Here is a 19,876-nt window from a genome sequence, read left to right on the forward strand (position 1 = left end):
GCCGTTATTGTAGGGGTTGCCAAAGCATTCGGGAGCTGGATGCTGCACCAAAACAGAACAACCGGGACGACAGGACGAATGACCAGCAAGTTAGACCAACTGAAAAACATGACCACCGTGGTAGCCGACACCGGCGATATCGACGCCATTGCCCAATGGCGGCCGGAAGATGCCACCACCAACCCTTCCCTGCTGTTGAAGGCCGCAGCGTCTGACGCCTATCGCCCCATGCTGGATAAAGCCGTGGCCATTGCCGCGAAACACGGCGGCTCCTCGGCAGACCAGCTCTCGGTGGCTACCGATATGCTGGCTGTTCTGGCCGGCAAGGAAATCCTGAACCTGATTCCCGGCGTGGTATCCACCGAGGTAGACGCCCGCCTGTCGTTCGACACTGCCGCCACCCTGCAGAAGGCCCGTGGCCTGATTGAGCTTTACGACCAGCAAGGGGTAGACACCAGCCGGGTGCTGATCAAGATTGCCTCCACCTGGGAAGGTATCCGCGCGGCCGAGCAGCTGGAAAAAGAAGGCATTCGCTGCAACCTGACTTTGCTGTTCTCGTTTGTGCAGGCGGTTGCCTGTGCCCAGGCCGGCGCGCACCTGATTTCACCGTTTGTGGGCCGCATCCTGGACTGGCACCTGGCCAGTTCCGGCCGCGACAGCTATCCGGCGGCGGAAGACCCCGGCGTGCAGTCGGTTACCCGCATCTATAATTACTACAAGGCCCATGGCTTCAACACCGTGGTGATGGGCGCCAGCTTCCGCAATACCGGCGAGATTGAAATGCTGGCCGGCTGTGACCGGCTGACCATCAGCCCTGCCCTGCTGCAGGAACTGAAAGAAGACCAGGGCGAACTCAGCCGCAAGCTGAGCCCGGATTCCGCCACAGTCTCCGAGAAGATGGGCTGGGTAGACGAAAAGCTGTTCCGCTGGGAATCCAATGAAGACGCCATGGCCACCGAGAAACTGGCCGACGGCATCCGCCGCTTTGCGGCCGACCAGATTGAGCTTGAGAACCGGGTGCGCCAGCTGGCTTCCCGGGCCGCGTAATTTTAAGGACGAGGACGTTCCATGCTAGCCATTCTTCACCCCAATACGGCGCTGGACAGCGATGCCTATCGCCAGACCATGCATTACCTGGAAAACCTGCCTGGCGTGAGCATTCGCGTTCACGAAATCCAGGGCGCCAGCCAGCGGCTGACCGAGGTTTACCTGCTGGGCGATACCAAGACCCTGGACAAGGAAGAGATCGAAGCGCTGCCGGCGGTTGAGCGGGCCATTCGCATTTCCGATGACTACCGGATTCTGGGCCGCCATAAAGATGACAATCGCCAGAGCGGTTTCACCTACAACGGCGTGGAGTTCAGCCAGAACAACCTGAATATCTTTGCCGGCCTGTGCGCGGTGGATGTACCCGAGCACGTTGAGCAGATGATGCAGGCGCTGGAAGACGCCGGCGAAGTATGCACCCGCATGGGCGCCTACAAGCCCCGCACCAATCCCTATTCGTTCCAGGGCCACGGCAAGGGCTGCCTGCCCTGGGTGTTCGAGAAGGCGGGCAAGCATGGCATCAAGGTGGTGGCCATGGAGATTACCCACGAAAGCCACATCGAAGAAATCGATACCTGCCTGGAGAAACTGGGCCGCCCGACCGGCGTGATGCTGCAGGTGGGCACCCGCAATACCCAGAACTTCGAGCTGCTGAAAGCCATTGGCCGCCAGACCACCTACCCGGTGCTGTTGAAGCGCGGCTTCGGTATTACCCTGAACGAATCCCTGAACGCGGCGGAGTACCTGGCCAGCGAAGGCAACGCCAATGTGATTTTCTGCCTGCGTGGTATGAAAACCGAGGCCGGCCAGCCGCACCGTAACATGGTGGACTTCGCCCACGTGCCGGCGGTAAAACGGCTGACCCGTATGCCGGTGTGTGTAGACCCGTCCCACTCTGTGGGCAGCCGTGACCGCGCTCCGGACGGCATCCTGGATGTGATGCACGCCACCGCTCAGGGCGTGATTGCCGGTGCCAACATGGTGCTGGTGGACTTCCACCCGAAACCGGAAAAAGCCCTGGTAGATGGCCCCCAGGCCCTGCTGATGAACGAGCTGCCGGCGTACCTGGAAGATATCCGCCTGTGCCACGACACCTGGAAGAAGCGCCAGGCCATTTATCAACGTCTTAAGGACAACACTGCAGAATGATCGTTTATGGTCACCGGGGGGCCAAGGGTGAGGCCCCCGAAAATACCCTGCCCGGCTTTGTGCATGCATACCGGCAGGGCATCCGGCATTTCGAGCTGGACCTTGTGCTGTCGAAAGACGGCATTCCCGTGCTGGTGCACGACCTGACGGTAGACCGCACCACCGGCCAGAAAGGCAACGTGGGTAACTACACGGCAGCCGAGCTGGAAAACATGGACGCCAGGCGCAACACCAGCGCCTGGCCCCGCAAAACCGGGATTCCGGCACTGGAAACCCTGCTGGACCAGTTTGACGACCTGGAACACGTGCAGCTGGAGGTAAAGAAAGACAGCCGTTCGCGCCTGAACATTCTGTGCAACCGGCTAACCGAGATTATCCAGCGCCGCAACCTGTACCAGACCTGCGCGGTCACCTCCACAGACCCGTGGTTCTTGCGGCAAATCCGCCGGCGTAACCGCAATATCCGCATCGGCCTGGTAGCGGAGCGCAAGTTTCCCAAGCCCCTGAATCTGGCCACCCGGCTGGGTTGCGAGTATTTCTGCGTTAACTGGAAAATCCTGAACAAGGAGATGGTGGACACCGCCCACAAGCGCAACATGCACGTGTCGACCTGGACGGTAAACCGTATTCACGACATGCTGAAGCTGGAAGAAATGGGCGTGGACAGCATTATTTCTGACTATCCCACCAGTACCAAAATGTTCTTCGATAACCGGGCCAAGGCGTTACTGAGCCTGCCGGCAAGGGAAAGCAGCCCGGAACCTGCCTGAGGCAGGCCCGGGCACCACGGCCTGGTCAGAAGATTCTGTTCAGGCCGTTCAGTGCAGCTACCCGGTAGGCTTCCGCCATGGTCGGGTAGTTGAAGGTGGTGTTGATAAAGTAGTTCAGGGAATTGGCTTCCCCTTCCTGGTTCATGATGGCCTGGCCGATGTGTACGATCTCGGCTGCCTGGTCACCAAAGCAGTGAATACCCAGAATCTCCCGGGTTTCACGGTGGAACAGGATCTTCAGCATACCGACCGCTTCACCGGTAATCTGCGCCCGGGCAAGGTCTTTGAAGAAGGCCTGGCCCACGTCGTAGGGCACCTTGGCTTCGGTCAGCTCCCGCTCGGTTTTACCCACTGAACTGATTTCCGGAATGGTGTAGATGCCGGTGGGCACATCGTTCACAAAACGGAAATACTCGTCCTGGGTAATATCGGAAGAGGCCGCACGGCCCTGGTCGTAGGCAGCACTGGCCAGGCTTGGCCAACCGATTACATCACCTGCAGCGTAGATATGCTCTACCTCGGTGCGGTAATGGTCATCCACTGCCAGCTGGCCGCGGCCGTTCGGCACCAGGCCGACATTTTCCAGGCCCAGGTTCTCGGTGTTGCCGCTACGGCCGTTACACCACAGGAAGGCATCGGCACGGATTTTCTTGCCGGATTGCAGCGACAGTACTACGCCGTGGTCGTCGCCCTTCACCGATTCATACTGCTCGTTATGACGAACCAGCACGCCGTTGTTGCGCAGGTGGTAGCTCAGCGCATCAGAGATTTCGTCATCCAGGAACGACAGCAGGCGGTCACCCGGGTTGATCAGGTCTACCTTCACACCCAGCCCGGCAAAGATGGACGCGTATTCTGAACCGATAACGCCGGCACCGTAGATAATCAGGGTGCGCGGGGTGTGGGACAGGTTCAGGATGGAGTCTGAGTTGTAGATGCGGTGATGGCGGAAGTCTACATCGGGCGGCAGGTACGGGCGGGAGCCAGTGGCAATGATCGCCTGTTTGAAGTGGATGGTTTCCACCGATTTGTTGCCACGAATTTCCAGCCGGTGCGTATCAACAAACGAAGCACGGCCGTTGATCAGGTCTACCCGGTTGCGGGAGTAGAACTGGGTGCGCAGCTTAACCTGCTTGCCAATGACCTTCTGGGCGTTCTGCAGCACACGGGGGAAGGAGAACCAGCGCGGCTCGCCGATGTCCCGGAACATCTGGTTGGTGTTGAAGGTGATGATCTGCTTGACCGAGTGCCGCAGCGCCTTCGACGGGATGGTGCCCCAGTGGGTGCAGTTACCGCCAACGGTGGGTTTGTCTTCAATGATGGCGACGCGCTTGTTGTGCTTGGCCGCGTTCATTGCCGCCCCTTCCCCGGAAGGGCCGGCGCCGATCACGACTACGTCGTAATGATGCTCTGCCATGTGCGCAGTGACTCCTTATCTACGTCTTGAGTGCGTAGCTGTCGTTATAGTGATTGTAGGTGACCCGTTGCGGTTACTTGTCGGCTTTGCTGGCGTCGTAGGCCAGGTCTTCCATTTTTGCCGGCTCGTCGGAGCCATTCCGGCTCTCTTCACACTTCTGGGTGTTACCACCGCAAATATCGCAGGAAGCACTGATGCCCAGGGCACCAATACCACCGCAGGTACCGCTGATCGGCTTGCGACCGAAAATAACGCCGATCGACATGCCGGCAACCAGCAGTACCACAATAAACAGAACTAAAAGAAAGGTACCCATTACTGCCCTCCTTTACTGGACAACGTAAGACGAGAATGCCGGTGTCTGATGGGTTTCAAAACCGTTGTCTCCCCTTACGATAAAGTATGCGGGAATGTTTTCCCGGGTCGCCAGGCTCGCAGCCCGCTCATAACCCATCACGTTGAATGCCGTGGCCAGTGCGTCGGCTGTCATGCAATCATCCGCCAGTACGGTTACCGATGCCAGTTTGTGGCTTATCGGTTTACCGGTATCAGGGTTAATTGTATGGGAATAGCGCTGCCCTTGTGATTCGTAATAGTTACGATAGTCGCCGGAGGTTGCCATGGCCTGGTCCACCAGTGCCACTATCTTGTTCACCTGCCGGCCCTGGCTTGCTTCATCGGCCGGCTCTTCGACCGCCAGCCGCCACACCTCGCCGCCAGGCTTCTTGCCGCGGGTGCGCACTTCTCCGCCGATTTCCACCAGATACGCCTCGACACCCTCCTGATCAAGATATCGGGCAACGGCATCTACCCCATAGCCCTTGGCAATGCCGGAAAGGTCAATGTACTGGGGCTCCGTGCTGCGGATTGCCCGGACCTGTTCGTCGAGCTCCAGGTATTCCCAGCCGGTCACGGCCATCACCTCGGCGAGTTCCGCCTCTGAGGGTGACTGCTCCCTTCGGGCCTGCGGGCCAAAGCCCCACAGGTTCACAACGGGGCCGATGGTGACATCGAAGGCGCCGTCGGTCATGGCCGATATTTCCTGGGCGCGCTGTATCACCTCAAACAGTGCCGGCGACAGCTCTGTCCACTGGCTTTGGTCTTTCTTGCTGTTGAGTCGCGACAGCTCGGAGTCCTTCTTCCAGGTAGACATGGCACCGTCCACTTCGTTCAGGGTTTGCTCTATGCCCTGCGCCAGAGTTTGCAGGCGGGCTTCGTCTTCGGGCAATACCACGTTGATATGATAGGTGGTGCCAAAAATGCCGCCGGAGATCTCCCAGATTTTTTCCTCGTCCTGAAACGAGCAACCCGCCAGGGCAGCCATAACCAGCGCCCAGAAAGCGCTGATTATAACCACCCTGGCGGGCTTCATCTTGCCGGATGTCATTTGAGTGAATTAACCCCCGAAATCATCCAGCATGATGTTTTCGTCTTCTACACCAAGGTCTTTCAACATCTTGATGACAGACGCGTTCATGATTGGGGGCCCGCACATGTAGAACTCACAGTCTTCCGGAGCCGGGTGGTCCTTCAGATAGTTTTCGTACAACACGTTATGGATAAAGCCGGTGGGGCCTTCCCAGTTATCGCTCGGCAGCGCGTCAGACAACGCCACGTGCCACTCGAAGTTCTCGTTCTCGCGGGCCAGCATGTCGAAATCTTCTACGTAGAACATTTCGCGCACACTACGGGCACCGTACCAGAAGCTGATCTTGCGCTTGGAGTTCAGGCGCTTCAGCTGGTCGAAGATGTGGGAGCGCATCGGCGCCATACCCGCACCACCACCGATGAACACCATCTCCGCATCGGTATCCTTGGCGAAGAACTCACCAAACGGTCCCATTACGGTTACCTTATCACCCGGCTTCAGGTTGAACACGAAGGTAGACATGATGCCCGGCGGATGATCAGTGCCAGGAGGCGGTGTGGCAATACGGATGTTGAACTTGAGAAGACCCTTCTCTTCCGGGTAGTTCGCCATGGAATAGGCCCGGATAGTGTCTTCCTTGTTCACGCCCTTGTAGCGCCAGATGTCGTGCTTGTCCCAGTCTTCGTGGAACTCTTCCTCGATATCGAAATCCTTGAAGTTGATTTCGTACGGAGGGCACTCCAGCTGTACATAACCGCCAGCGCGGAAGTCTACTTCCTCGCCTTCCGGCAGCTTCAGTACCAGTTCCTTGATGAAGGTGGCCACGTTGTGGTTGGAGATAACCTCGCATTCCCACTTCTTCACGCCGAAGAACTCTTCCGGTACTTCGATCTTCATGTCCTGCTTTACAGGAACCTGGCAGGACAAGCGCCAGCCTTCTTTCTCTTCACGGTTGGTGAAGTGGGTCTTTTCGGTAGGCAGCATGGCGCCACCGCCGTCCAGAACCTTACATTTACACTGGGCACAGGTACCACCGCCACCACAGGCGGAAGACAGGTAGATACCGCTGTTGGCCAGGGTACCCAGCAGCTTGCCACCGGCACTGGTTTTTACCGTGTGCTCGGGGTCGTCGTTGATCTCAATAGTCACATCACCGGTGCTTACCAGCCTGGAGCGGGCCGCGAGGATAATCGCCACAAGCGCCAGAACGATAACGGTGAACATGACCACGCCGAGAATAATTTCTGTATTCATGGTCTCGCCTTTTCGTTAAACCGAATCACCGGGTGAATTACAGGGAGATGCCGGAGAACGACATGAAACCCAGAGACATCAGACCCACAGTAATGAAGGTGATGCCAAGGCCACGCAGTCCGTTCGGGACATCGCTGTACTTGAGCTTTTCACGGATACCTGCCAGGGCGATGATGGCCAGGGCCCAGCCAACACCGGCGCCAAAGCCGTACACCACACTCTCGCCAAAGGTGTAGTCACGCTCAACCATGAACAGTGACGCACCCATGATGGCGCAGTTAACCGTGATCAGCGGCAGAAACACACCCAGGGCGGAATAAAGGGCCGGGATGTATTTATCCAGCACCATTTCCATGATCTGTACGATCGCGGCAATAACTCCGATGTATGTCAGCAGACCCAGGAAGCTCAGGTCTACGTTCGGCAGGCCGGCCCATTCCAGGGCGCCTTCCCGCAGGATGCCGTTATACAGCAGGTTATTCACCGGTACGGTGACGGTCAGAACCACAACAACCGCAATACCCAGGCCGGTGGCCGCTTCGATCTTCTTGGAGATCGCCAGGAACGTACACATCCCCAGAAAGAAGGCCAGCGCCATGTTTTCAACGAAGATCGCCTTCATCAAGAGGCTCAGATAATGTTCCATCAGAAGGCCTCCTTAACGGTATGGCGGGACATTTTGTAGTCCGGCTCTTCAACCTGCTCCGGTTTCCAGGTACGCAAACCCCAGATGGCCAGGCCAATGATGAAGAATGCGCTCGGCGGCAGCAGCAGCAAGCCGTTGGTTACATACCAGCCACCGTCATTCACGGTCGGCAGCAGGGTAATGCCAAACAGCGAGCCGGCACCCAGCAGTTCACGGAAGAACGCTACGAACAGCAGGATAATGGAGTAGCCCAGACCGTTACCGATACCGTCCAGGAAGCTGAGCAGAGGCGGGTTGGTCATGGCGAAGCCTTCCGCGCGGCCCATAACGATACAGTTGGTGATGATCAGGCCAACGAATACCGACAGCTGCTTGGAGATCTCGTAGGCGTAGGCCTTGAGGATCTGGTCTACCACGATTACCAGGGAGGCGATGATGGTCATCTGAACGATGATCCGGATGCTGCCCGGAATCTGGGCACGCACCAGGGAGACCGCCAGGCTCGAAAACGAAGTTACTGCGATAACCGCCAGGCACATAACGATACTGACGCTCATGCTGGTGGTTACCGCCAGCGCCGAACAGATACCGAGGATCTGCAGGGCGATAGGGTTATTGCTGAAAATTGGTTCGAAGAGAACCTGTTTGGCTGATGCACCGGCCATGATCAGACCTCCCCTTCACGAAGTTTTTTCAGGAACGGGGCGAAGCCGCGCTCACCCATCCAGTAGTTCACAAGCTGCTCTACGCCGCGGCTGGTCAGTGTGGCACCAGAGAGCGCGTCAATCTTGTGTTCCCGGTCTTTGGTGTCGGAGCTTACGCCACCTTTCACCAGGCGAATCTGTGGCTCGGAGGGGTTATCGGCATAAAGCTCTTTACCCACCCACTGCTGTTTCCAGCGCGGGTTGTCCACTTCGCCACCCAGGCCCGGTGTTTCGGCATGAGCGTAGAAACCAAGGCCTTCGATGGTGTTCAGATCGCCTTCAAGCGAGACGAAGCCATACAGGGTAGACCACAGGCCGTAACCGTGAACCGGCAGTACCACACGCACCAGGTCACCGTTCTCGCTCAGGGTGTAGATCTTGGCGATGTTCGGGCGACGCTTGATGCCGGCTTTGTCTTCAGACGCCGGGATGTTGGTAGACATCGCGGGATCGGAAGCGGCCTTGTACATGTCGTACTTCATGGGGTCTTCAACGCCAACGGCAGAAGGCTCCACGAAATCACCGGTATCGAGGTCCACCAGGCGAACGTCGAAACGCTCGAAGGTCTGCTCGATCTGCTCGGCGCTGGCGCCTTGCTCAAGCATGCCGGCAGCCGACAGAATGTTGGTTTTGATGTCCAGGTTCTGGTTCTGGATCTGCGCCGGGCGCAGCAATACAGCTGCGGTGGAGACCACTACCGAGAAAACAATACTCAGTACGAGCGCAACCATCAGGGTTCTGGAGACGGTATCTTTAGCTTTAGCCACGAGCAAGCCTCCGTTTGATGTTGGCCTGAACCACGTAGTGGTCCATCAGCGGCGCAAACAGGTTAGCGAACAGGATCGCCAGCATGATGCCTTCCGGGAACGCCGGGTTGATCACACGGATCAGCACGGTCATCACGCCCACCAGGATGCCGAAGCACCAGCGACCGGTGTTGGTCATGGCGGCAGACACAGGATCCGTTGCCATGAACATCATGCCGAAGGCAAAGCCACCCATCACCAGGTGCCAGTGTGCCGGTACGCCAAACATCGGGTTGGTTTCAGAACCGATGATGTTCAGCAGCAGGGACATACCGATCATGCCGATCATCACACCACCGACGATGCGGTAGGAGGCAATCTTCATGGCCAGCAGGATCAGGCCGCCGATCAGAACTGCGATGGTGGAGGTTTCACCCATGGAACCCTGGATGGTTCCCACGAAGGCGTTCATCCAGCCAATGTTCTGCTCCAGGGCTTCGAGGCCGCCAGACGCCGCCCAGCTCAGTGCGGTTGCACCACTGAAGCCGTCTACGGCAGTCCATACGGTGTCACCGGAAATCTGTGCCGGGTACGCGAAGTACAGGAAGGCACGGCCGGTCAGTGCCGGGTTCAGGAAGTTCTTGCCGGTACCGCCGAACACTTCCTTACCGATCACCACACCGAAGGTGATACCCAGGGCCACCTGCCACAGCGGGATGGTGGGCGGGCAGATCAGTGCGAACAGTACGGAGGTCACAAAGAAGCCTTCGTTCACTTCGTGCTTGCGCACGGTGGCGAACAGGACTTCCCAGAAGCCACCCACAATAAAGGTAACCGCGTAGATGGGCACAAAGTACGCCAGGCCATATACGAAGTTATCCCAAAGGCCGGCTCCGGCTCCGGTTACCGCCAGGGCGGTAATGAAGGCTTCGCGTAGGCCGCCGTCGGCAATCTGGGCGCCGGCATTTTCTGCCAGGAAGCTGTTGGCCTGGAAACCGATGTTCCACATACCGAAGAACATGGCCGGGAAAGTACACAACCACACGGTGATCATGATGCGCTTGAGGTCTACGCCGTCACGCACATGGGATGTGGTCTTGGTTACGCTCGAAGGCGAATAGAAAATTGTATCGACGGCTTCGTACAGGGCGTACCAGCGCTCGTACTTTCCGCCTTTTTCAAAGTGATGCTCGATTCCATCGAGAAACTGTCGGATTGCCATCGTATTAGCCCTCGATCTCGATTCGGGTCAGGTTCTCGCGGAGAATCGGACCGTATTCATATTTGCCGGGGCACACGAAGGTGCACAGCGCCAGATCTTCTTCATCCAGCTCCAGGGCACCCAGTTTCTGTGCCATTTCGGTATCACCCACAATCAGCGAACGCAGCAACTGAGTTGGCAGGATATCCAGCGGCATGATCTGCTCGTAGGCGCCGACTGGCACCATGGCGCGCTCACTGCCGTTGGTGGTGGTGGTGAAGTTGAACAGCTTGCCCGGGTTGAGCTTGGACAGGTAGATATTCAGCACCGAGAACTTGTTGGGGCCCGGAGACAGCCAACCCATGAACTCACGCTTGCTCTGCTCTTCCAGCACGCTTACCTGGTTGGCAAAGCGGCCTAGGTAGGCGCAGGGGCCTTCGCCGCGACGGCCACCAAACACAGAACCGGAAATAGCACGAACCTGACAGTCAGTCGCCACTTCGCCGTCCAGCAACTCCTGCAGGCTGGCACCCAGACGGGTACGAACCAGGCGGGGCTTGGAGGCTTTCGGGCCAGCAATCGCCACAATGCGGTCTACCGGCACTTCACCGGTTTCGAACAGCTTGGCGATGTCGATGACGTCCTGGTAGTTGATGGACCAGACAGTCTTGCTGGCAGATACCGGATCCAGGTGATGGATATGGGTACCTACGTTGCCGGCCGGGTGCACACCGTCAAACTGGTGTACTTCGATGTTATCGGCCTTGGGCACAGAAACATTGGCGCCGGGCTTGCCGGTTACAAATACCTTGCCGTTGGTCAGGCGGGAGATAATGGTCAGGCCTTTTTCAAAAGCCTTGCTGTTCTCGCCGATGATAACGGTGGGGTCTGCCGCCAGGGGGTTGGTGTCCATCACAGACACGAAAATGGAATTCGGTGCGGAATCGATTTCCGGAACCTTGCTGTAGGGCCGCGTGCGGAAAGCTGTCCACAGGCCGGACTCTACCAGGTTGTCGACCACCTGCTGGCGTTCCAGGCCGGCAAGGTCCGAATCGTTGTAACGGGCATAGGTTTCCGCATCGTTGCCATCGATTTCGATAACAACAGACTGGAATACACGACGCTCACCGCGATTGATTTCTTTCACCACGCCTGCGGCTGGTGAAGTATAACGAACGCCCTCGGTCTTCTTGTCCGTGAACAGCAGCGTACCGCGCTTGACACGGTCTCCCTCTTTCACAGCCATGGTCGGCTTCATGCCGTGATAGTCAAAACCGATCAATGCCACGTGGCGAATCGGCTTGCCATCTGTAATGGTCTGTTCGGGAGCGCCGCTGATGGGAAGATCCAGGCCTTTTTTGATCTTGATCATTAGCCTCGTCCAATCATCAGAAACTGTTTCTGTGGATTATTAACGCCCGGCCCCCTGCGGCCCAGGAAAGGTTGAGAAACGGGGTGCCAGACATACCCAAAATCGCGCCAATTATAGAGATTAAGGAAACCTATTTCCACCGGTAACCAAAATGGTTTTAGCGGTCCCTTAAAGCAGGAAAGCCCCGGTAACTTACGCTACCGGGGCCGGTCCGATCACTTCTCGAGGAAGCGGCCTACGACTTTAGTCGCGGGTGCGCTTCGGGAAGATCGGGTAGGTTACGCCGGCCATCTGGTTAACGCAGCGGATAACCTGGGCGCTGTAACCGAACTCGTTGTCGTACCATACGTACAGGATCAGGCGCTTGCCGTTGGCAATGGTGGCCTGGGCATCCACAACACCGGCGTGGCGGGAGCCTACGAAGTCGGTAGACACCACTTCCGGAGAGTTCACGAAGTCGATCTGCTTCTGCAACTCGGAGTGCAGGGCCATGTCGCGCAGGTAGTCGTTTACCTTATCCGCTTCAACGTCTGACTTCAGGTTCAGGTTCAGGATCGCCATAGACACGTTCGGAGTCGGCACGCGGATAGCGTTACCGCTCAGCTTGCCCTTCAGCTCCGGCAGGGCCTTGGCAACGGCCTTGGCAGCACCGGTTTCGGTGATAACCATGTTCAGGGCCGCACTACGACCACGACGGCTACCCTTGTGGTAGTTATCGATCAGGTTCTGGTCGTTGGTGTAGGAGTGAACGGTTTCAACGTGGCCGTCTTCAATGCCGTACTCGTCGTTGATGGCCTTCAGTACCGGGGTAATGGCGTTGGTGGTACAGGAGGCGGCAGACAGGATCTTGTCTTCGTCGGTGATCCAGTCGTTGTTGATGCCGTAAACGATGTTCTTGATGTCGCCCTTACCCGGCGCCGTCAGGATGACGCGGCTGACACCCTTGGATTTCAGGTGCAGGCCCAGGCCTTCTTCGTCGCGCCACTTACCGGTGTTGTCGATCACGATGGCGTTGTGGATGTCGTAGTCGGTGTAATCCACCTTGTCCGGGCCATCGGAGTAGATCACCTTGATGAAGTTACCGTTGGCGATCAGCGCAGAGTTTTCTTCGTCTACGGTGATGGTGCCGTCGAACGGACCATGCACGGAATCACGGCGCAGCAGGCTGGCACGCTTTTCCAGGTCGTTTTCGGCGCCGCCCTGACGAACCACGATGGCACGCAGGCGCAGGTTGTTACCGCCACCGGCCTTCTCGATCAGGATGCGGGCCAGCAGACGGCCGATACGGCCAAAGCCGTACAGGACAACGTCTTTGGTTTCGTTCTTGGAGTCTTCTTCAGACTGGCTGGCGTACTGGCCAACCACCGGGCCGATTTCGCGCTTCAGGAATTCGGCGAGGTCGCCACCTTCTTCCTTGAATTTAACGGCCAGCTTGCCGATATCCACGTGGGCACGGCCCAGTTCCAGCTTGTCCATTTCCTGCAGGATAGGCAGGGTGTCGTGAACAGACAGCTCGCTGTGCTCAACCTGGCGAACAAAGCGGTGGGCACGGATGATATCGATCACAGACTGGTTGATGATCGCGCGGCCGTAAACAGACGTAACAACGTTGTTCTTGCGGTACAGGCGGCCGATCAGCGGAATCATGGCTTCCGCGGTGGACTCTCTCTCTGTCCAGTTGGACAGGTGCTGGTTGATCTGCTCGTGACTCACGGTTGGGACCTCGTTTAGCACAGGGAATAATTTGAGGCGCGTATTATCCAACTTAACGGCGCCTACGGCAAATAGGTTTCTGCCCGACCTTCGTCGCCCGGCCATGACACTGTCACCCCCGAACGCTAGAATAGCGGCCGCTTTCGCTTCCGATGCGCCAACCCAGGAGATTTGCCAGCCCATGCCCCAAGGTTCCGCCCGCTCCTTTACTGCCACCGCCCTTATTGCGCCCGTGGCGCCGGAAAAACCGTCAGACCACCGAAAGTGGGGGCAGCTGGCCGGTTGCAGCGACGCCCTGGCCATCTGCGAAAGCGCGAGGGACCATAAAGGTCTGACCCTGGTGATCACCCGCAGCACCGATGACGCCATCCGGCTGGAACAGGCCATCCGGTTCTTCCTGAACCTGCCACCGGAAGAAGACGGCGCCGCCATCACCGAAGACGGGCTGGAACTGCTGTCACTGCCAGACTGGGAAACCCTGCCCTACGATTTATTCTCGCCACACCAGGACATCACCTCCCGACGAATCCGCACCCTGCACCGCCTGCCATCTACCCGGCACGGCATATTGGTGGTCCCGGCCCGCACCCTGATGCACCGGCTGGCACCCCCCAGCTACCTGCAGGGCAACACCCTGCTGCTGAAAGTCGGCCAGAACCTGGATATCGACAGCTGGCGCATGCAACTGGAAGCCGCCGGCTATCACCACGCCGAAAACGTGTACGAGCATGGTGAATACGCGGTACGTGGAGCGATCCTGGACATCTATCCCATGGGCTCCAACCTGCCCTACCGGATTGACCTGTTCGATGATGAAATCGAAACCCTGCGCACCTTCGATCCGGAAACCCAGCGTTCTATCGACCGCATCGAGCAGATCGAACTGCTGCCGGCCCATGAATTCCCATGGCATAAGGATGCCCGCTCCGGCTTCCGCAACCGCTGGTTCGAGCATTTCCCGAATGCCGATAAAGAGGCTCCGGTGTACCAGGATGTCAGCAACGGCATTACCCCGCCGGGCATCGAGTACTACCTGCCGCTGTTTTTTGACGAAACCGCCACCCTGTTCGATTACCTGCCGGCTTCTACCCTGGTGTTCACGGCCGACGGCCTGAACGATGCCGTTGCGGCGTTTGATGCCGAAACCCGGGCCCGGCACGAAGACCGCCGCCATGACCGTTTGCGGCCTATCCTGCTGCCCTCGGAGCTGTTCCTGCAGCAAGACGAGGTGTTCGGCCAGCTTAAACCCTACCCCCGGGTAACCTGCGCCCCGGATCCGGTTGAGGGTGCCGGCAGCGCCAACTGCCACGCCGAAGCCCTGCCGGATGTTGCCATGGACGGACGGGCGGCGGACCCCGCCGGACGACTGAAACGGTTCATCAAGGAGTTTCCCGGCCGGGTACTGATCTGTGCCGAATCCTCCGGCCGGCGGGAAGCACTGATCGAAAACCTGGGTGACCACAAACTGAAACTGGCCACCGTCACTGGCTGGCAGGAGTTTCTGGAGAAATCCGACGCCACCCTGGCCATTACCATTGCCCCCATGGAACAGGGCATGGTGCTGCCGGAGCAAAACCTGGCGCTGATTACCGAAACTGCCCTGTTTGGCGAGCGGGCATTGCAGCGCCGGCGGCGCGAGAAGCCCACCGAGGTAGACGACCACGGTTACCGGGACCTGTCCGAACTGCGCATCGGCTCGCCGGTTGTGCATATCGACCACGGGGTTGGCCGCTACAAAGGCCTGGAAACCATTACCGCCGGCGGCCAGGCCGATGAATTCCTGATGCTCGAATACGCCGGCGGCTCGAAACTGTACGTGCCGGTATCCAGCCTGCACCTGATTTCCCGCTACGCCGGCACCGACGAAGAACACGCCCCCCTGCACAAGCTGGGCACCGACCGCTGGAGCAATGCCAAGCAGAAGGCCCTGGAGAAAATCCGCGATACCGCCGCCGAGCTGCTTGATGTTTACGCCCGCCGCGAAGCCCGCAAGGGCTTCCAGTTCGAAGACCCGAAAGAAGCCTACCGGGCCTTTGCCGCCGGCTTTCCGTTCGAGGAAACACCAGACCAGCAGGTAGCGATTCAATCCGTGTTCGAAGACATGACCGGCGAGCGCCCCATGGATCGCCTGGTGTGTGGCGATGTCGGCTTCGGGAAAACCGAGGTCGCCATGCGTGCCGCTTTCCTGGCCACCTGGTCCGGCAAGCAGGTGGCGGTGCTGGTACCCACTACCCTGCTGGCGCAGCAACATTATGAGTCTTTCCGGGACCGGTTTTCTGACACCCCGGTGACCGTGGAGCTGCTCAGCCGTTTCCGCAGCGGCGCCCAGACCACCAAGGCCATTGCCGCCATTGAAGAAGGCAGGGCCGACATTGTCATCGGCACCCACAAGCTGCTGCAGGGCGATATCAAGTTCAAGAACCTGGGGCTGGTGATTATCGACGAGGAACACCGGTTCGGCGTTCAGCAGAAAGAAAAGCTGAAGTCCCTGCGGGCCGAGGTGGACATGCTTACCCTCACCGCCACGCCCATCCCCCGGACCCTGAACATGGCCATGGGCCATCTGCGGGACCTGTCGATTATTGCCACCCCGCCGGCCCGCCGGCTGTCGGTGAAAACCTTTGTGCGCCAGCGCGACGAATCCATGGTAAAAGAAGCCATTCTGCGGGAAATCCTGCGCGGTGGTCAGGTGTACTTCCTGCACAACGATGTCTCGACCATCGAGAAAACCGCCGAAGACCTGCGCCGGCTGATTCCCGAAGCCCGGGTAGGTGTGGCCCACGGCCAGATGCGCGAGCGCCAGCTGGAACAGATCATGTCGGACTTCTACCACAAGCGCTTCAACGTGCTGGTGTGTACCACCATTGTGGAAACCGGCATCGACATTCCCAGTGCCAACACCATTATCATCGAGCGGGCGGATAAATTCGGCCTGGCCCAGCTGCACCAGCTGCGGGGCCGGGTTGGCCGCTCCCACCACCAGGCCTACGCCTACCTGCTGACGCCACCGCCCAAGAGCATTTCCACCGACGCGAAAAAACGGCTGGATGCCATTTCCGAAGCCCAGGACCTGGGCGCCGGCTTCATGCTGGCCACCCACGACCTGGAGATCCGGGGCGCGGGCGAGTTGCTGGGCGAGGAACAGAGCGGGCAGATTGAAAGCATCGGCTTCACTCTGTACATGCAGCTGCTGGACGAAGCGGTAAAAGCCATCCGCGAGGGCCGCACACCCAATGCGGAGCTGCCCCTGAGCCATGGCACCGAGATGAACCTACGCATTCCGGCGCTGATTCCCGACGACTACCTGCCGGATGTGCACAACCGGCTGATGCTGTACAAGCGCATCGCCAGTGTGCAGAACGAAGAAGAATTAAAAGAACTTCAGGTTGAGATGATTGACCGGTTCGGATTATTACCGGAACCGGCAAAGAACCTGGTGAACCAGACCCGCCTGCGCCTGAAAGCAGACGCCCTGGGCATTGTAAAAGTGGACGCCGGCAAGGAATGGGTGCGCCTGGAGTTCGGCGCAAGCACGCCGGTGGACCCGCTGGTACTGGTTAAAAAAGTGCAATCCGCACCGGACACCTACCGACTGGAAGGGGCCAACAGCTTCCGCTTCCGGCTGAATGATGATTCAACCAGTGGTAAACTCGACGCCATCTCAGCCATGCTCATGGAACTCGGGCCGGAGCAGAGCAAGCCGGCGCCGGCAAAGAAAGCCTGAGCCAACCCGAATCAGCTGGAGTGACACACTTGCAAGCACGCGATCTCTGTTTCAAGCAGGCTTTGACTGCTGCACTGGCCCTGGCATTCGTACTGGTGCCAGCCGGCAAGGCCCTGGCCCAGACACCGGATGATTTTTACCGCGCAGAAGTGGTGATTGTCGAACGGCTGGTAGACCCCTCTGCCCTTGAAGAGCAGATGGCCGGCATGCCGGTGGAGCCACCCCTGAGCGGTATCCGCTCTCTGTGGGTGGAAGACGCCAACGGCAACCGGGCTTCCGATGTCCGGCTGGCTGCCCGCAACGAACTGTACCTGAACCAGGCTGCCGCCCGCCTGGAAAACAGCGGCAACTACCGGGTTCTGGCCACCGCCGGCTGGTATCAGACGTTTCCGCCCAACTATAACGGCCGCCCCATGCGGGTCGCCGTAGGCAAATGGCTTGGCGGGGCCGGCGAGCGCGCCGTGGAAGGCCTTATCGAAATCGACCGCCAGCGTTACCTGCACGTGAAGGTACACCTGAACCACTGGCAGGAAGGTGAACGGCCGGAGCCGGTGATGGTAGTGCCGGAAGCCGAAGCCCAGGCCGATGAAGCGGGCTCAAACGAATACAGCGCTGGTGACCAGGTTGCTGAGCTGGCTACCCGCCCGGTTGCCGCAGAACCGGCACCGCTGGAACTGATTACCTGGATTCGCGAAACCCGCCGTATGCGCAGTCAGGAAATCCACTTTATCGATTCCCCCACCATTGGCGTGCTGGTGTTCTTCAGGAAGATCGAGGGCTAAGCTGGCCCAGGCCGGCCATTGACCGCTCCAGGACTGTCTTCACGCCTGCCATGCCCTGGTCAATGGCCTGGTCGATTTCTTCCATGGTAATGATGTGGTCGGACTTTCCGGCCGCCCAGTTCACCACCAGGGCCAGGCACACGTAACGCATCCCCAACTCGGCAGCCAGCACGGCTTCCGGCATACCGGTCATTCCCACCAGGTCACAGCCATCCCGCTCGAGTCGCCTGATCTCGGCCGCGGTTTCCAGCCTTGGCCCCTGGGTAGCGGCGTAGACTCCGAAATCCGAGAAATCCAGCTTCAGCCCCCGGGCGGCATCAATCAGCAACTGCCGGCCTTCCTTGTCATACGGGTAGGTGAAATCAATGTGGGTAACATGCTCCAGCTCGCCCTCAAAAAAGGTGCTGGCCCGCCCCCAGGTGTAATCAATCACCTGGTCTGGCACCACCACATGGGCCGGCCCCATGGCCTTGTGGATACCACCCACGGCATTCACTCCCACCACGGTTCGCACCCCGGCGTCGTAGAGTGCCTGCAGGTTGGCGCGGTAGTTCACCTGGTGGGGCGGAATGCGGTGCGGGTTACCATGGCGGGCCAGGAACACCACGGCCTGGTCACCCAGCCGGCCATGCACCAGCTTGTCTGAGGCCTCGCCCCAACGGGTGCGGACGGTTTCGTCGCCAACAATTTCGAGGTCACTCAGACTGGTCAGGCCTGTACCGCCGATAATCCCGACCGGGTTGGTGCTTGCGGTCATGCCTTGTCTCCTGCTGGTTGTCCGCCCTGCTCGCTTTCGCCACGGGATTCCGCGGCTTCTTTGCCACCCTCACTGCGCGCTTCACCTTGTTCCCTGGCCTCGCCACTGAGCCTGACACCGTCCGGCAAATGCAAGGTGCGGGTCGGGAAGGCAATCTCGGCACCATGGGATTCGATAACGTCGCTGACCTTCAGCAGTACATCTTCCTTGATCTCATGGAAGCGCACCCATTCGGTGGTCTTGGTGAAGGTGTACAGCATGATATCCAGCGATGAGGCATTGAACGCCAGGAAGTTCACAATCAGGGTCTGGTTGCTGTCGATTTCTTCGTGGTTTTTCAGCATCTCGCGGATTTCTTCCACGATCTTCTGCATGGAGTGTACATCGGCATAGCGAATGCCGATGGTTTCAGAGATACGGCGGTTGGTCATGCGGGACGGGTTTTCCACCGCGATGGTGGTGAATACCGCGTTGGGCACATACAGGGGCCGCTTGTCGAAGGTGCGAATGGTGGTCAGGCGCCAGCCAATGTGCTCCACGGTGCCTTCAATATTACGGTCCGGCGAGCGGATCCAGTCACCGACCTTGAACGGACGGTCCAGGTGAATGATGAAGCCGCCAAAGAAGTTGGCCAGCAGGTCCTTGGCGGCAAAGCCGACCGCGATACCACCCACACCACCAAAGGCCAGAACCCCGGAAATACTGAAACCCAGTGTCTGCAGGGCGGTCAGCACCGCGGTGATGATAATAACCGCGCGCAACAGCTTGCTGATGGCGTTCACCGTGGTGTAATCCATCGGCTTGCGCATTTTGATGGGCGAGGTCAGGACCTTTTCGATTTCCTTCACCAGGCCGAACAGGAACCAGACCAGCACCCAGACAAAGCCGATCTGCAGCACCGTGCCGTTGGCCTTGAAGACTTCCGCGTCGCTGAAGTGATGGGCCACCTCGGCTGCCCAGTACACACCCTGCAGCCAGACAAACGCCACCATGGGCCGGCGGGCAGCATGCAGGAAGGCATCATCCCATTTGTTTTTAGTCGACTTGAACTTGTTCTCGACGGCCAGAATTAACCGGCTGACTATAAAGGCAGCGGTGGCCGTGCCCAGGACCAGGAGGAATATCAGGACGCCCGCACGCCACCCGTCTGACAGCAAGCCGAATTTTTCGATCCAGCCATTCATCAAAGCCAGCATTTGACCAATCATTGTGTTCCTCTGAGTCT

Annotated in this window: 17 protein-coding genes; 5 read left to right on the top strand and 12 right to left on the bottom strand. The window is 58.7% G+C overall.

Features of this window, described 5'->3' with window-relative positions:
- Window positions 1–78 precede the first annotated feature (78 nt).
- The 3 genes from tal to AQ621_RS02535 are packed head-to-tail and all read left to right on the top strand — an operon-like array spanning window position 79 to window position 2,966.
- Complete coding sequence (gene tal, locus AQ621_RS02525; RefSeq protein WP_058340134.1) at window positions 79–1,047, top strand: transaldolase; 969 nt, start codon at window positions 79–81, stop codon at window positions 1,045–1,047.
- A gap of 21 nt (window positions 1,048–1,068) precedes the next feature.
- Window positions 1,069–2,196, top strand: coding sequence for a hypothetical protein (locus AQ621_RS02530; RefSeq protein WP_058340135.1), 1,128 nt, complete (start codon window positions 1,069–1,071; stop codon window positions 2,194–2,196).
- Window positions 2,193–2,966 carry a glycerophosphodiester phosphodiesterase gene (locus AQ621_RS02535; RefSeq protein ID WP_058340136.1) on the top strand — a complete coding sequence of 258 codons (774 nt, stop codon included), beginning with the start codon at window positions 2,193–2,195 and terminating at the stop codon, window positions 2,964–2,966. Before AQ621_RS02530 ends, AQ621_RS02535 begins: the two co-directional genes overlap by 4 nt.
- Before the next feature lie 25 nt (window positions 2,967–2,991).
- Here the strand turns inward: AQ621_RS02535 and sthA are convergent, their stop codons facing one another.
- From sthA to AQ621_RS02585, 10 genes are all read right to left on the bottom strand, one after another.
- On the bottom strand, window positions 2,992–4,383 hold the full coding sequence (sthA, locus tag AQ621_RS02540) for a Si-specific NAD(P)(+) transhydrogenase (protein ID WP_022988784.1): 1,392 nt from the start codon (window positions 4,381–4,383) through the stop codon (window positions 2,992–2,994).
- A gap of 73 nt (window positions 4,384–4,456) precedes the next feature.
- A complete protein-coding gene (gene nqrM, locus AQ621_RS02545) occupies window positions 4,457–4,699 on the bottom strand; it encodes a (Na+)-NQR maturation NqrM (protein ID WP_022988783.1) in 243 nt (80 codons plus the stop codon).
- 12 nt (window positions 4,700–4,711) lie between these two features.
- Entirely contained in the window at window positions 4,712–5,770 is a 1,059-nt protein-coding gene (locus AQ621_RS02550) for an FAD:protein FMN transferase (protein ID WP_058340137.1), read from the bottom strand.
- A 9-nt stretch (window positions 5,771–5,779) separates the two neighbouring features.
- A complete protein-coding gene (gene nqrF, locus AQ621_RS02555) occupies window positions 5,780–7,006 on the bottom strand; it encodes an NADH:ubiquinone reductase (Na(+)-transporting) subunit F (protein ID WP_022988781.1) in 1,227 nt (408 codons plus the stop codon).
- A gap of 37 nt (window positions 7,007–7,043) precedes the next feature.
- The gene (gene nqrE / locus AQ621_RS02560) at window positions 7,044–7,652 is read right to left on the bottom strand and encodes an NADH:ubiquinone reductase (Na(+)-transporting) subunit E (protein WP_022988780.1); all 609 of its coding nucleotides are present in this window, start codon (window positions 7,650–7,652) and stop codon (window positions 7,044–7,046) included.
- Window positions 7,652–8,317 carry an NADH:ubiquinone reductase (Na(+)-transporting) subunit D gene (locus tag AQ621_RS02565; RefSeq protein ID WP_022988779.1) on the bottom strand — a complete coding sequence of 222 codons (666 nt, stop codon included), beginning with the start codon at window positions 8,315–8,317 and terminating at the stop codon, window positions 7,652–7,654. The genes nqrE and AQ621_RS02565 overlap by 1 nt, the downstream gene beginning before the upstream one ends.
- A gap of 2 nt (window positions 8,318–8,319) precedes the next feature.
- Window positions 8,320–9,123, bottom strand: coding sequence for a Na(+)-translocating NADH-quinone reductase subunit C (locus AQ621_RS02570; RefSeq protein ID WP_022988778.1), 804 nt, complete (start codon window positions 9,121–9,123; stop codon window positions 8,320–8,322).
- Window positions 9,116–10,324: an NADH:ubiquinone reductase (Na(+)-transporting) subunit B gene (locus AQ621_RS02575; RefSeq protein ID WP_058340138.1), complete on the bottom strand. Its 1,209-nt coding sequence runs from the start codon at window positions 10,322–10,324 to the stop codon at window positions 9,116–9,118. The genes AQ621_RS02570 and AQ621_RS02575 overlap by 8 nt, the downstream gene beginning before the upstream one ends.
- Window positions 10,325–10,328: 4 nt before the next feature.
- Window positions 10,329–11,675, bottom strand: coding sequence for a Na(+)-translocating NADH-quinone reductase subunit A (locus tag AQ621_RS02580; protein WP_058340139.1), 1,347 nt, complete (start codon window positions 11,673–11,675; stop codon window positions 10,329–10,331).
- 243 nt (window positions 11,676–11,918) lie between these two features.
- A complete protein-coding gene (locus AQ621_RS02585) occupies window positions 11,919–13,388 on the bottom strand; it encodes a glyceraldehyde-3-phosphate dehydrogenase (RefSeq protein WP_058340140.1) in 1,470 nt (489 codons plus the stop codon).
- Between the two features lie 181 nt (window positions 13,389–13,569).
- On the opposite strand from AQ621_RS02585, the gene mfd reads away from it, so the two are divergent.
- Both mfd and AQ621_RS02595 read left to right on the top strand, forming a co-directional pair.
- On the top strand, window positions 13,570–17,112 hold the full coding sequence (gene mfd / locus AQ621_RS02590; protein WP_058340141.1) for a transcription-repair coupling factor: 3,543 nt from the start codon (window positions 13,570–13,572) through the stop codon (window positions 17,110–17,112).
- A 20-nt stretch (window positions 17,113–17,132) separates the two neighbouring features.
- Window positions 17,133–17,894, top strand: coding sequence for a peptidoglycan binding protein CsiV (locus AQ621_RS02595; protein ID WP_264753796.1), 762 nt, complete (start codon window positions 17,133–17,135; stop codon window positions 17,892–17,894).
- Here the strand turns inward: AQ621_RS02595 and AQ621_RS02600 are convergent.
- Together AQ621_RS02600 and AQ621_RS02605 are read right to left on the bottom strand one after the other, a co-directional pair.
- Window positions 17,875–18,651, bottom strand: a complete 777-nt coding sequence (locus AQ621_RS02600) for an S-methyl-5'-thioinosine phosphorylase (protein ID WP_058340143.1) — start codon at window positions 18,649–18,651, stop codon at window positions 17,875–17,877. The two genes, AQ621_RS02595 and AQ621_RS02600, sit on opposite strands and share 20 nt — an antisense overlap.
- A complete protein-coding gene (locus AQ621_RS02605) occupies window positions 18,648–19,859 on the bottom strand; it encodes a mechanosensitive ion channel family protein (protein WP_058340144.1) in 1,212 nt (403 codons plus the stop codon). The genes AQ621_RS02600 and AQ621_RS02605 overlap by 4 nt, the downstream gene beginning before the upstream one ends.
- Between the last annotated feature and the right edge of the window lie 17 nt (window positions 19,860–19,876).

It is taken from the genome of Marinobacter sp. P4B1 (genome assembly GCF_001447135.1).
GTDB classification, from domain to species: domain Bacteria; phylum Pseudomonadota; class Gammaproteobacteria; order Pseudomonadales; family Oleiphilaceae; genus Marinobacter; species Marinobacter vinifirmus.

Excerpts from the sequence above, each read along its gene's own strand:
- nqrE (WP_022988780.1), bottom strand. The coding sequence starts at position 7,652 with ATGGAACATTATCTGAGCCTCTTGATGAAGGCGATCTTCGTTGAAAAC.
- tal (WP_058340134.1), top strand. The coding sequence starts at position 79 with ATGACCAGCAAGTTAGACCAACTGAAAAACATGACCACCGTGGTAGCC.
- AQ621_RS02535 (WP_058340136.1), top strand. The coding sequence starts at position 2,193 with ATGATCGTTTATGGTCACCGGGGGGCCAAGGGTGAGGCCCCCGAAAAT.
- AQ621_RS02530 (WP_058340135.1), top strand. The coding sequence starts at position 1,069 with ATGCTAGCCATTCTTCACCCCAATACGGCGCTGGACAGCGATGCCTAT.
- AQ621_RS02605 (WP_058340144.1), bottom strand. The coding sequence starts at position 19,859 with ATGATTGGTCAAATGCTGGCTTTGATGAATGGCTGGATCGAAAAATTC.
- AQ621_RS02580 (WP_058340139.1), bottom strand. The coding sequence starts at position 11,675 with ATGATCAAGATCAAAAAAGGCCTGGATCTTCCCATCAGCGGCGCTCCC.
- mfd (WP_058340141.1), top strand. The coding sequence starts at position 13,570 with ATGCCCCAAGGTTCCGCCCGCTCCTTTACTGCCACCGCCCTTATTGCG.
- AQ621_RS02575 (WP_058340138.1), bottom strand. The coding sequence starts at position 10,324 with ATGGCAATCCGACAGTTTCTCGATGGAATCGAGCATCACTTTGAAAAA.
- sthA (WP_022988784.1), bottom strand. The coding sequence starts at position 4,383 with ATGGCAGAGCATCATTACGACGTAGTCGTGATCGGCGCCGGCCCTTCC.
- AQ621_RS02565 (WP_022988779.1), bottom strand. The coding sequence starts at position 8,317 with ATGGCCGGTGCATCAGCCAAACAGGTTCTCTTCGAACCAATTTTCAGC.
- nqrM (WP_022988783.1), bottom strand. The coding sequence starts at position 4,699 with ATGGGTACCTTTCTTTTAGTTCTGTTTATTGTGGTACTGCTGGTTGCC.
- nqrF (WP_022988781.1), bottom strand. The coding sequence starts at position 7,006 with ATGAATACAGAAATTATTCTCGGCGTGGTCATGTTCACCGTTATCGTT.
- AQ621_RS02550 (WP_058340137.1), bottom strand. The coding sequence starts at position 5,770 with ATGACATCCGGCAAGATGAAGCCCGCCAGGGTGGTTATAATCAGCGCT.
- AQ621_RS02600 (WP_058340143.1), bottom strand. The coding sequence starts at position 18,651 with ATGACCGCAAGCACCAACCCGGTCGGGATTATCGGCGGTACAGGCCTG.